This is a genomic window from Streptomyces sp. A0642, from assembly GCF_004795105.1.
GTDB lineage: Bacteria > Actinomycetota > Actinomycetes > Streptomycetales > Streptomycetaceae > Streptomyces.
In genome coordinates this window covers 88514-100118 of sequence record NZ_SSBL01000004.1, presented here as the reverse complement: position 1 = coordinate 100118, position 11605 = coordinate 88514, and the positions used below count along the sequence as shown (strand labels likewise).

The following is an 11605-nucleotide window of genomic DNA, read 5'->3' as shown; positions in this document are numbered from 1 at the left end:
GTACTCCCTCGTCGAGAACGACCCGGCGAGACCCACCCTCCCCAGCCGCGCTAACGGCGGCCTTTGCGCGTTCTAAATCGTCCCGGCGCCGTCGGGGCCGCCGGTGTTCCCCGCCCCGGCCGGGTGCAGTCCGCGCCGCAACGCCGTCAGGTGCTCCCGTGCGATGCGATGCTGCTCGTCAGGGTCCGGTGTGTCCGCCGGCCCGCCGAACGCGTGATACGCGCCGGGGAAGTTGTGCAGTTCCACCGGCACCCCGGCCTGCGCCAGGCGGAGCCCGTACAGCAGCCCCTCGTCGCGCAGCGGATCGAGACCCGCGGTCGAGATGTAGGCCGGGGGCAGCCCGCTCAGGTCTCCGGCGCGTGCCGGGGAGGCGTGCACGGGAGCGTCGCCCACGCCCGCGCCCAGATAGAGTTCCCAGCTCTCCTGAGCGAGCCGGCGGTTCCAGACGGGCGTGTCCACGTAGGCGGTCATCGAGCCCGTCTCCAGCCGGTCGTCCAGCACCGGAGTGCTCAGGTGCTGGAAGACCAGCCCGGGCCCGCCCCGGTCCCGGGCGAGCAGGGTCAGCCCGGCGGCGAGACAGCCACCGGAACTGGCCCCGGCCACCGCGAGCCGGGCCGGATCCGCCCCCATCTCCTTCGCGTTCCCGGCCGTCCACTCGAGTGCGGCCCAGCAGTCGTCGAGCCCGGCGGGGAACGGATCCTCCGGCGCCAGCCGGTAGCCCACCGCGACGACCACCGCCGAGGCGAACGCTGCCGCCTGGGCCGCCGAGTGGTGGACCGAGTCCACATTGCCGAGGACGAAGCCCCCGCCGTGGATCCACAGCACCGCGGGCAGCGCGGACCGCGCCCCGGCCGGCCGGTACACCCGCACCCGGACCTCCGGTGACCCGGGCGGCCCCGGCACCCACCGCTCCGTCACCTCGACCCCCGGCACGGCCGGGAGTTCACGCAGCGGCCGCGGACCCGCTCGATGGTCCGCGACCGCTTCGGCCAGCCGTCCCGTCACCGGCATGCTCAGGCCTCCAGAGCGATGGCCTGCGAGGGACAGAGCGCCACGGTGTCCCGCAGCCTCGCCTCCTCGGCCGCGCCGTCCACCCGGTCCTCCAGGACGAGGACCGTGCCCTCGTCCGACTGGTCGAAGCGGTCGGGGGCGGACAGGACGCACTGACCCGCGCCCAGACACCGCTGTGTATCGGCCTTGATGTGCATGGTTTCCGGTTCCCTTCTGATCACCATGTGACGGGCAGGCGCCAGATGCCCTGGACACCGCCCGGTTCCTTGACCGGCAGCTGCCCGGCGGGTTCGGCGAGGCGCAGCCCCGGCAGCCGGCGGAAGAGCGTGGACAGCGCGATCTCCATCTCGGCCCGGGCCAGGTTCTGGCCGATGCACTGATGGACCCCGTGTCCGAAGGAGATGTGGTGGCGGGCGCCGCGCCCCACGTCGAAGGCGTCGGCCCGGGGGAACGCCTCGTCGTCCCGGTTGGCCGACGAGATGACGACGATCACTCCGTCACCCGCCCGGACCCGGTGCCCGCCGAGCTCGGTGTCGGCCGTCGCGAACCGGGCGACGCCGTCGGCGATCGCCATGTACCGCAGGAGCTCCTCCACCGCGCCCGGCAGCAGCGACGCGTCGGCGCGCAGGGCGGAGAGCTGCTCCGGGTTCTCCAGCAGGGTGAGGACGCCGAGCGCGATCGCGCTCGCCGTGGTCTCGTGCCCGGCGACCAGCAGCAGCAGCGCGATGTCGACCAGGTCGCGGCGGGTGAGCGCACCGGTGGCCAGCTGTTCGGCGATGAGGGTGTCGAGCAGACCCTCGCCCGGTTCCTCCTCCTTGCGCCGGATCAGCCCGTCCAGGTACGAGGCGAGCTGCGCGAACGCGTCGGCACTGTCCTCCAGGCTCGTCGTCCCGGTGACCACCCGGCGGGACTGCTGCTCGAAGAACCCGTGATCGGCGTACGGCACGCCGAGCAGTTCGCAGATGACGACGGACGGCACCGGCAGGGCGAAGTCCGGAACCAGATCGGCGACGGGGCCCTTGGCCTCGATCGCGTCGATCAGTTCGTCCACGAGCCGCTGGATGCCGGGCCGCAGCGCCTGCACCTTGCGCACGGTGAAGTTGGTGAGCAGCATGCGCCGCTGGACGGTGTGCTCGGGCGGGTCCATGCCGATGAAGTTGCGGACCTTGCGCGCCGACTCGAAGCGCGGGGCGGTCGCGGGGTAGTGGGGATGGACCCGGTCCGACGAGTACGTGGCCGCGTCGAGCAGGACCTGACGCGCCTCCGCGTGGCCGCTCACCGCCCATACCCGGCGCCCGTTGTACAGCTCGACCAGGGAGACGGGTCCCTGTTCGCGGTACGCGTCGTAGCCGGCGGGCGGCTGGAAGGGGCAGCCGCGCGCCTGCGGATACGCGGGCAGCTCCTGGCCCTGCGTCGATGGGGCGGTGCTGGTTCCGGTCATTCCCCGGCCTCCAGAACGGTGAGCGGGACGACGGCAGGCGCCGGCGCCGACGGGGGAGCCGCTTCGGACCCTGCCGGACGCTTCGCGCGCGGAGCGCTGAACCGGCGTACGGCGGGGGCCTCGACCCAGGTGAACAAGGCGTGGGCCAGGGCGAGCGCGGCCAGAAGGGCGGCCAGCAGCAGGGCGGCCGCCGCGGCTCCGGACAGGTCCTCGCCGGCGACGAGCCACTTGTGCCCGTACGTCACCACCAGTCCGTGCACCATGTAGAACGCGAACGAGAGCTCGCCGAGCCGCACCAGTACCCGGCCCCGGAAGGGCGATGCGGTCTGCCGGACATCGGCCTGCGCGGCGGCGACGACCAGCGGGGTGAGCCACAGCGCGCCGGTGCCCGCGACACCGTACAGATACGGAACCGACGAGTTGAGGACGTAACCGCCCACGGCGATCACCGCGGCGGGCAGCAGCCCGATGCGCGGGACGGCGCCGGTCAGCACCAGCCGTGCGGCGATCATGCCGAGCACGAACTCGATGGCCCGGACCGGCGGGAAGAAGTAGACGGACCAGATCTGCTCGAAGGACAGCGAACCGTCCGCGATGAACGGCAGCGGCGTGCCGGACACCGCCCAGCTGCTGACCGCCGGCACGAGCACGGTGAGTGCGGCGAGCACGCCGGCGACCGTCCACAGCCGGCGAGCGGTCAGCCGCTCCAGGACGGGCAGCAGGAACGGGAAGGTGAGATAGAAGAACAGCTCGCACGACAGCGACCAGCTGACGGCGTTCATCGTGTTCGGCACCTGGATCTCCGGTATCCACGCCTGCACGAGGAAGAGGTTGGCCAGGACGCCCTTGGCGGTGAACACCTCGGACGCGGCCGCCATCAGGACGGCGGCGGCCACGAAGGTGACCAGATGGTTCGGGAAGATCTTCACGAGTCTGCGCCGCCAGACGCGGGGCGCGCCCTCCCCGGGCCGGGCCGACCAGGTCAGGACGAAGCCGCTGAGCACGAAGAAGAACGTCACCCCGTAGAAACCGGCGTGGGCGAACGTGTCGCCCAGCGTGTCGCCCACCTCACCCCCGAAGAACCGGGTCTGGAAGGTGGTGTGGAACGCGAAGACCAGCAGGGCCGCCAGGAAGCGCATCCCGGTGAGGGAGGGCAGTCTGGCGGCCCGCGGCCGGCCGGGGGCGGGCGGTGGCGGGGTGGACGGTGCTGGGGAGCCTGGCATGGCTGATGACCTCCGACTTGTCCGAAACTGGCCCGTCGAGGCTCGCAGTCGCGTGTTGGCCGGTTCTAAAGCCGCTCTTGTGCGGTACGCGCCCGCCGTGGCACCGCCTCCAGCAGGGCCCGGGTGTACGGGTGCGCGGGTTTCGCGAACACCTCCTCCACCGGCCCCGACTCCACGATCCGGCCGTCCTTCATCACCAGCACGCGTGCGCAGATCTCCCGGACGACCGCGAGATCGTGCGAGATGAAGAGCGTCGCCAGCCCGAGGTCCTCCTGCAACTGCCTCAGGAGATCCAGCACTTGTGCTTGCACGGACACATCGAGCGCCGAGACCGGCTCGTCGCAGACGAGCAGCCGGGGCGAGGGCGCCAGAGCGCGCGCGATGGCGACCCGTTGGCGCTGCCCGCCGGACAGCGCGAGCGGCCGCCGCTCCAGATGCTGCTCCGACAGCCCCACCTGCTCCAGCAGCCGGACGGTGCGGGCCTGCCGCTCACCGCGCCCGACGCCTGCCGTGGCCAGCGCCTCGCCCACGATCCGGGCGACGCTCCAGCGTGGATCGAAGGCGCTGAGCGGATCCTGCGGCACGAGTTGCACGGTGTGACGCCACTGCCTGCGCTCACGCTCCCGAAGGGTGCTCCACGGTGTTCCCGCCAGCCGCACCGCGCCGCTGTCCGGCGCCACCAGACCGAGGACCACGCGGGCCAGGGTGGACTTGCCCGACCCCGACTCGCCGACCAGGCCGAGCGTCTCACCCGGTCGCAGTCCGAAGGACACATCGGCGACCGCGGTCCGGCGGGTGCCGCGCGCACCCTTGAACACCTTGGTGACGCGGGAGACGTCGAGGAGCGGCTCGCCGCCGTCCGATTCCACCGCGGCTCGGGCCCGCCGCGGGCGACTGCCCGGAATGGCGGCCAACAGCGCCTTCGTGTACGGGTGTTCCGGCGCCTCCAGCACGCTGCCGACCGGTCCTGACTCCACGATCCGGCCGTCCTTCATCACGGCGACCTCGTCGGCGAGCGCCTCCACGACGGCCAGGTCGTGGCTGATCAGGAGGAGGCCGGTGCCCCCGGCCCTCAGCTCGCCGAGGAGCGCGAGGATCCGGGACTGGACCGAGGCGTCCAGCGCGGTCGTCGGCTCGTCCGCGATCAGGACACCGGGCTCGGCGGCGATCGCCGAGGCGATCAGGGCCCGCTGCCGCAGCCCTCCCGACAACTGGTGGACGTACGCCCGGGCCCGTTCGGCGGGTTCGGGCACACCGACCCGCTCCAGCAGGGCGAGGACGCGCGCCCCGGCTTCCTTGCGCGGGACGACCCCGTGCGTGAGCAGCGGTTCCGCGATCTCCTTGCCGACGGGCCGCAACGGGTCCAGTGCGACGAGCGCGTCCTGGGCGACCAGGCCGACGCGCCGGCCCCGTACCGCACGCCACTGGCGGGGACCGAACTCCCGGGCCTCGCGGCCCGTGATGCGCAACCGGTCCGCCGACACCCCGGCGGTCGGCCCGGCGAGCCCCAGGAGACTGCGGGCCAGTGCGCTCTTGCCCGAACCCGACTCACCGACGACGGCCAGGCAGCGGCCCGCGGCGAGGGAGAACGAGGCGTCCCGCACGGCGTGGACCTGACCGGGCCCGGTGCCGAACCGCACGTTCAGCCCGGCGACGTCGAGCAGCAGGGCCGCCTCCCGGGCGGGCCCGTCGGCCCGCGCCTCCGTGGGGCCCGGGGCCGTCCCCCTGGACGATGCGGTGGTCATGAGGCGGCCCGCCCTTCGGTTCGTGCCTGTGCGTGGCGGCCCACGACGGTGACCGCGAGGACCGTGCCGACCAGCAGCAGGCCCGGGAAGAGCGCGATCCACCAGGCCTGGTCGAGGAACCCCTGGCCCTCCGTCAGCATCGCGCCCCACTCGGGGGTCGGCGGCTGGGCGCCGAGCCCCAGATAGCTCAGCGCCGCCCCGGTGGAGATGGACGCCCCGAGCGTGACCGTCGCCAGCACCAGGAGCGGCCCCAGCGTGTTGGGCAGCACATGCCGCAGCACGATCAGCGGACGTGGAACGCCCAGCGCCACCGCGGACTCCACATATCCGGACCGCCTGACGACCAGCGCCTGGGCGCGCACCACCCGGGCGAACCCCGGCGCGGTCCCCACGGCGACGGCGACCGTGGTGCCCAGCACCCCCTTGCCCGCGATGAGGACGACCATGAGCGCGAGCAGCAGCCCCGGCAGCGCCAGCAGCGCGTCGGCGGCGCGCATCAGCACGGCGTCGCCGAACCGGCCGGACAGCGCGGCGGCCAGCCCCCACACCACCGCGAGCCCGACTCCGGCGCCGGTCGCCGCGGCCCCGATGGCCAGCGAGTAGCGGGTTCCGTGCACCACCCGGGTGAAGACGTCACGGCCCAGCTGATCCGTACCGAACCAGTGGGCTGCGCCCGGTGCCTGGAGCGCGTGCACCGGATCCGTGTCGGTCGGGCTGCCGCCCGCCAGCACCGAGGGCGCCAGCGCGGCCAGCAGGATCAGCCCCAGCAGCACGGCGGCGGCCAGGACCCCCGGCCGCACCCGGCCCCTGCGGACCCCGCCGGCCGCCGGGACCGGTGTCCCGGCCCGTACGGCCTGTTCCACACTCATGCGGCGGCCACCCCCGTTCCCTTGCGCAGCCGGGGATCCACGACCGCGTACAGCACTTCCACCAGCGCGCCGACCATGACGAACACCACGGCCGACAGCGCCACCACGCCCTGCACGACCGGCAGATCGCGATCACTCACCGCCTGGAGGGTGATCCGTCCGATGCCCGGGCGCGCGAACACGTTCTCCACCACCACGGCCCCGCCGAGCAGCGTTCCGGTGAACCAGCCGGTGAGGGTGAGCGCCGGCAGCGCGGCATGGCGCAGCGCGTGGTGCGAGCGCACGGTGTGCTCGGCGAGCCCCCGCGACCGGGCGGTGAGAGTGAACGGCTGCTCCAGGGCGCCGAGCAGTCCCTCCCGCATCACCTGCGTGAGCACCGCCGCGATCGGCAGCGCCAGCGTGACCACCGGAAGGACCAGCGAGCGGGCGCCGCCACCGTCGGAGACCGGCAGCCACCCCAGACGGAACGAGAAGACCGTCAGCAGCATGATGCCGAGCCAGAACGACGGCGTGGACACCACGATCAGCTCCACCGCGGTCGAGACCCGGCGCGGCCACCGGGAGCGCCCGGAGGTCAGTACGGTCACGGCGGCGGCCAGCACCACGGCCGACAGCGAGGACCACAGGGCGAGCTGGGCCGTTGCCCCGATCTGGCCGGCGAGCAGCGAGGAGACCGACTGCTGCAACTGGTACGAGTCACCGAGCTCGCCCGAGACCAGCTTCTTCAGATACGAGCCGTACTGGACGGCCAGCGGCCGGTCCAGGCCGTAGTGGCGGCGTATCTCCTCACGCTGCTCCGCCCCGACCAGCGCGTTCGAGCCGACGATCGCGCGGACCGGATCGCCGGGGATGAGCTGCAGCGCCAGGAAGGCGCAGGTGGCCGCCCCCCAGACGACGAGGACGGCCGCCCCGACCCGGGCCGTCACGGCCCGGATCGCGACGGGTATGTGCGGGACCGTCATCAGCCGGCCTCGACCCAGGCGCCGTAGAACTCGGGCCACGCCGACAGCGAGAGCCGCAGCCCGTGCACCTTCCTGTTCACACCGACCGACGCCTTCTGGACGTAGGCCGGGACCACCGCGGCGCGGTCGATCGTCCACTTCTGCACCTGCGCGTAGTACTCGGCGCGCCGGTCCGGGTCCGTGGTGCCCTGTGCCTTCTTCAGCCACGCGTCGACCTCGGGGTCGGCGACCCTGGCGAAGTTGTGGCCGCCGCCCGCCGACGATTCGGTGGAGAGGAAGAAGCTGCTGAGGATGTCACCGTCTCCGCGCGCCCAGGACGTCTCGACCACGTCGTAGCGGCCCTCGTCCAGCTGGGCGGACACCGCGGTGGCGTCGGTGGAGGCGGCGAGATCCAGATGGATCCCGGCCTTCTTCAGATCACCCTGGACGGCCTGGGAGAAGACCGAGGCCGTGCCGTAGACCGGGGCGACGACGGTGAGCCGCTTGCCGTTCTTCGTCCGGTAGCCCTCGGAGTCGCGGCCGGTCCAGCCCGCCTGGTCCAGCAGCCGGCCGGCGAGCGCCCGGTCGTAGGGCCAGCTCTTCTCCAGTGCGGAGTCGTAGCTGTGCGGGGTCGCGGGGGACAGGGTGCTCCAGGCCCGGGTGCCGGTGCCCTGGAACACCGACTTCACCAGGGCGTCCAGATCGATGGACCGCTGGAACGCCTTGCGCACCCGGGCGTCCGAGAACAGCGGGCTCCTGGTGTTCAGGTAGAACGTGTCGACCGCGCCCGGGACGTCCTTGCCGACGACGTCCAGCCGCGCGTTCCTGCGTACCGTCGCGATCTGGTTGGCCGGGATCGCGGCCGCGGCGTCGACCTGGCCGGAAGCCAGCGCGCCCACCCGGGTGGCGTCCTCGGTGAGGAAGCGCACGGTGAAGGAGTCCAGCCGGGCGGGCCCGCTGTGACCGGCGTCCTTCGGCGCCCACGCGTAGGCGGCGTTCTTGGTGTATCCGCGCTTCTGGCCCCGGGTGTAGGCACCCGCCTCGAACGGCCCGGAGCCGACGGAGTCCGTGCCCGCGCAGAGCTTGTCGGCCCCCGCCTTCAGCGACGCGGGCGACGCCATCCCCAGATAGGTGGTGCTGGCCGCCTGGAGGAACGGGGCGTACGGCCGGCTGAAGCGGACCTCGACCTCGTACTTCCCCTTCACGGTGGTGCGGGAGTAGGGGCCGAGCAGGCCCGCCGCGTACTGCGACTGGGTCGCCTTGGCGGTGATGTGGTCGAAGTTGGCCTTCACCGCCGCCGCGTCCAGGTGCTCCCCGTCGTGGAAGGTGACGTCCTCGCGCAGGTCGAAGGTGTACGTCCGGCCCCCTTCCGAGGTCTTCCACGACTTCGCCAGCCACGGCTCAAGCTCACCCTCCGGTGTCTGGTAGACGAGCGAGTCGAAGACGGGCCGCTGGACGAAGGCGGTCACGTCCTGCGCGCTGGTGTGCGGGTCCCAGCAGTCCGGTTCCTGCTGCGCCGCGTAGGTGAGGCTGCCGCCGCTGCGGGGCTTCGCCTGCGCGGCGGGGGCGGAGCCGCCGTCCGAGCTGCACGCGGTGACGGCGGCGAGCAGCAGGACGGACAGCAGGACGGCTCTGCGAGGGGTACGGCGCGGGTGCATATAGGGACTCCGGGACATGGAAACGAGGTGAGGGGGTGCCGCTCGTACTGTCGCGAGTCCGTCTAAAGCCGGGCTGAAACGCCCTCGGGGGAGCCGGGGAACACTTCCCTGGCCGCCTGTGCCAGCAGTTCGAACGAGCGCAGCCGCTCCCCCTGGTCCGGCACGACGGTCAGGGCCATCAGCTCGTCGGCCCCCGTGCGCTCCACCAGCTCGGCCAGCTTGTCGCGCACGGTGTCCGGCGCGCCGATCAGCTGGCGTTCGGCCAGCTCCTCCAGGAACTCCAGCTCGGCCTCCGCGTACGCGTACCCGGCCGCCGTGTGCGCGGACGGGAACGCGTCGAAGCGCCGTACCGTGCGCATCTTTATCTTGCCGAGCAGATAGGGGGCGGCGACCTCGCGAGCGGCCCGGTCCGTGCCGGCGACGGTGGTCAGCGCGGAGATGAGGGTGCGCGGCCGGGCCAGGTGGGGCGAGGGCCTGAAGGCCTCGCGGTAGCGGTCCAGCGCGTAGGCCGTGGCGTGCGGGTTGATCTGGTGGGCGAAGGCGTACGGCAGTCCCAGCGAGCCGGCGAGTTCGGCGCTGGCCGGGCTGGAGCCGAGCATCCAGAGGTCCGGCCTGCCGTCGGCCGCCGGCACGGCGGTGATCGGGGAAGCGGGGTCGGCGGGCGCGAAGTAGCCGCTCAGCTCGCCGACCTGGTGGGAGAAGTCGTCCCCGCCCCGCTCGGGCGCCCGGCGCAGCGCGCGGGCCGTGTGCGGGTCGGTGCCGGGGGCGCGTCCCAGGCCCAGGTCGACGCGGCCGGGGTGGAGCGCCTCCAGGGTGCCGAACTGCTCGGCGACCACCAGCGGGGCGTGGTTGGGCAGCAGCACGCCCCCGGAGCCGACCCGCAAGGTGGTCGTGGCGGCGGCCAGACGTCCGGCGAGGATGGCGGGCGCCGAGGTGGCGAGGCTGGGGGTGCTGTGGTGCTCGGCCACCCAGTAGCGCAGATAGCCCAGTTCCTCGACACGCGGAGCCAGCGCGACGGTGTCGCGCAGCGCCTGGGTCGCGGAGCCGCCCTCGAAGACGGGCACCACGTCGAGCACGGACAGGGGGATGCCGAGGGGTCGGCTCATGGAGACCTCCGGAAGGAGCGCGCCGCCGGACGGGGGTCCGGCGGCGCGGGCTGGACGGACAGGCACATGCGGGAGGAGCGGCGGAGTACCGGGCGCCCCGTGCCGGGGCACGCGGCTCAGGCGTGGTCGGTGACCGGCTCCGCATCGGCCGGTGCTCCGGCCGCGGCCGGTTCCGCCCGGGGCTTCCCCGGCAGCAGCAGGCCCGCGGCGAAGACCACGACGGCGGCGGCGACCGGCCACCAGAAGGCGTTGCCGAAGGAGTCGGCGGTCGGGGCCGCGTGGGAGCCGCCGCCCTGGAGGATCAGCGCCACGACCGCGATGCCCAGCGAGGCGCCGATCTGGTTGAGGATGAAGACAGCGCCGGTGGCGCCCGCGACCGCCTCGCCCGGCACCGTCTTGTAGACCGATCCCATGGTGGGCGCGCCCACCAGGCCCATGCCGAAGCCGGCGGCGAACTGGGCCGCGGTCAGCGCGATCTGCGAGGTGCCGGCGTCCGAGCCGGTGAAGACCAGGGCGCCGAGTCCGATGAGCAGTGCGCCGGTGGGCACCAGCCGGCGGGCGCCGACCTTGTCCGCGAGGTTGCCGGCGATCGGCATGCCGATCAGGGTGCCGAGGCCCAGCGGGGCGAGCAGCAGACCGGATTCGAGGACGCTGTGGCCGTGCACCTGCTGGTAGTAGAGCGGCAGCAGGAAGAGCAGCGAGAACAGGCCGCCGCCGAGCAGGAACATGGTGGTCACGCTCGCGCTGAAGCCCTTGCTGCTGAACAGCCGGAGATCGAGCAGAGGAGTGACGGTGGTGCGCAGGGCGTGCACCGTGTACGCGACGAACAGGGCCACGCCCACGGCCAGCCCGATGATCACCTTGGTGCTGCCGAAGCCGTCGCCCCCGGCCTGGGACAGGGCGTAGACGAGCGCGGCGAAGCCGGGTGAGAGCAGCGCGACACCCAGGGCGTCGAACGGCACCGGATCACCGCTCGGCGGCGGATCGGCGGGCAGCACCCGGATCGCCAGCACGATCGCGGCGAGCGCGAAGGGGATGTTGACCAGGAACATCCACTCCCAGGAGAAGTTGTCCAGCAGCAGCCCGCCGATGACGGGACCCAGCACCGGGCCGAGCGTGATCGGCACGGAGACCAGCCCCATGACCCGGCCGATCCTGGCGGGCCCCGCGGCGCCCGCGACGACGGTCATCATGATCGGGTCGACCATACCGCCGCCGAAGCCCTGGACGATGCGGAAGGCGATCAGGCTCTCCGCGTTCCAGGCGAAGGCGCACAGGGTCGAGCCGATGAGGAAGACCGACAGGCCCAGCAGCCACATGCGTTTGGCGCCGAACCGGACCACGGCCCAGCCGGCCAGCGGGATCGCCAGGGCGACCGCGAGCAGATAACCGGTGGTCACCCACTCGATGGTGGCCAGCGTCGCGTGGAACTCGCCGCCCAGCGTGCTGATCCCGACGTTGACGATCGTCGCGTCCAGGTAGGACATCATCCCGCCGAGCACCATGACGCCGACGAGCGTGAGCAGTGCGGCATCGAGCCGGGCAGGCCCGCTCTCCGCCGCCTTTGTTTCAGACACGGCAACTCCTTTTAACCACTCCACCCAGAAAATT

The 11605-nt window shown here is 72.8% G+C and carries 10 protein-coding genes; all 10 read right to left on the bottom strand.

Annotated features, from left to right (window positions below; all coding sequences use genetic code 11):
* Positions 1 to 72: 72 nt before the first annotated feature.
* The 10 genes from E6R60_RS10000 to E6R60_RS09955 all read right to left on the bottom strand — a co-directional run bounded on the left by E6R60_RS10000 (position 73) and on the right by E6R60_RS09955 (position 11571).
* Positions 73 to 1011 (bottom strand): alpha/beta hydrolase, encoded by a 939-nt coding sequence (locus E6R60_RS10000; RefSeq protein ID WP_136326120.1) that lies wholly within the window; start codon positions 1009 to 1011, stop codon positions 73 to 75.
* A 2-nt stretch (positions 1012 to 1013) separates the two neighbouring features.
* The gene (locus E6R60_RS09995; protein WP_136326119.1) at positions 1014 to 1208 is read right to left on the bottom strand and encodes a ferredoxin; all 195 of its coding nucleotides are present in this window, start codon (positions 1206 to 1208) and stop codon (positions 1014 to 1016) included.
* Between the two features lie 20 nt (positions 1209 to 1228).
* Positions 1229 to 2452 carry a cytochrome P450 gene (locus tag E6R60_RS09990; RefSeq protein WP_136326118.1) on the bottom strand — a complete coding sequence of 408 codons (1224 nt, stop codon included), beginning with the start codon at positions 2450 to 2452 and terminating at the stop codon, positions 1229 to 1231.
* Complete coding sequence (locus tag E6R60_RS09985; RefSeq protein WP_136326117.1) at positions 2449 to 3675, bottom strand: acyltransferase; 1227 nt, start codon at positions 3673 to 3675, stop codon at positions 2449 to 2451. Before E6R60_RS09985 ends, E6R60_RS09990 begins: the two co-directional genes overlap by 4 nt.
* Before the next feature lie 65 nt (positions 3676 to 3740).
* Entirely contained in the window at positions 3741 to 5420 is a 1680-nt protein-coding gene (locus E6R60_RS09980) for an ABC transporter ATP-binding protein (RefSeq protein WP_136326116.1), read from the bottom strand.
* The gene (locus tag E6R60_RS09975; protein ID WP_136326115.1) at positions 5417 to 6289 is read right to left on the bottom strand and encodes an ABC transporter permease; all 873 of its coding nucleotides are present in this window, start codon (positions 6287 to 6289) and stop codon (positions 5417 to 5419) included. The genes E6R60_RS09980 and E6R60_RS09975 overlap by 4 nt, the downstream gene beginning before the upstream one ends.
* A complete protein-coding gene (locus tag E6R60_RS09970; RefSeq protein ID WP_136326114.1) occupies positions 6286 to 7251 on the bottom strand; it encodes an ABC transporter permease in 966 nt (321 codons plus the stop codon). The genes E6R60_RS09975 and E6R60_RS09970 overlap by 4 nt, the downstream gene beginning before the upstream one ends.
* A complete protein-coding gene (locus E6R60_RS09965) occupies positions 7251 to 8888 on the bottom strand; it encodes an ABC transporter substrate-binding protein (protein ID WP_136326113.1) in 1638 nt (545 codons plus the stop codon). The genes E6R60_RS09970 and E6R60_RS09965 overlap by 1 nt, the downstream gene beginning before the upstream one ends.
* 62 nt (positions 8889 to 8950) lie before the next feature.
* Positions 8951 to 9994, bottom strand: coding sequence for an LLM class flavin-dependent oxidoreductase (locus E6R60_RS09960; protein WP_136326112.1), 1044 nt, complete (start codon positions 9992 to 9994; stop codon positions 8951 to 8953).
* A 116-nt stretch (positions 9995 to 10110) separates the two neighbouring features.
* Positions 10111 to 11571, bottom strand: a complete 1461-nt coding sequence (locus E6R60_RS09955; protein ID WP_136326111.1) for a DHA2 family efflux MFS transporter permease subunit — start codon at positions 11569 to 11571, stop codon at positions 10111 to 10113.
* Between the last annotated feature and the right edge of the window lie 34 nt (positions 11572 to 11605).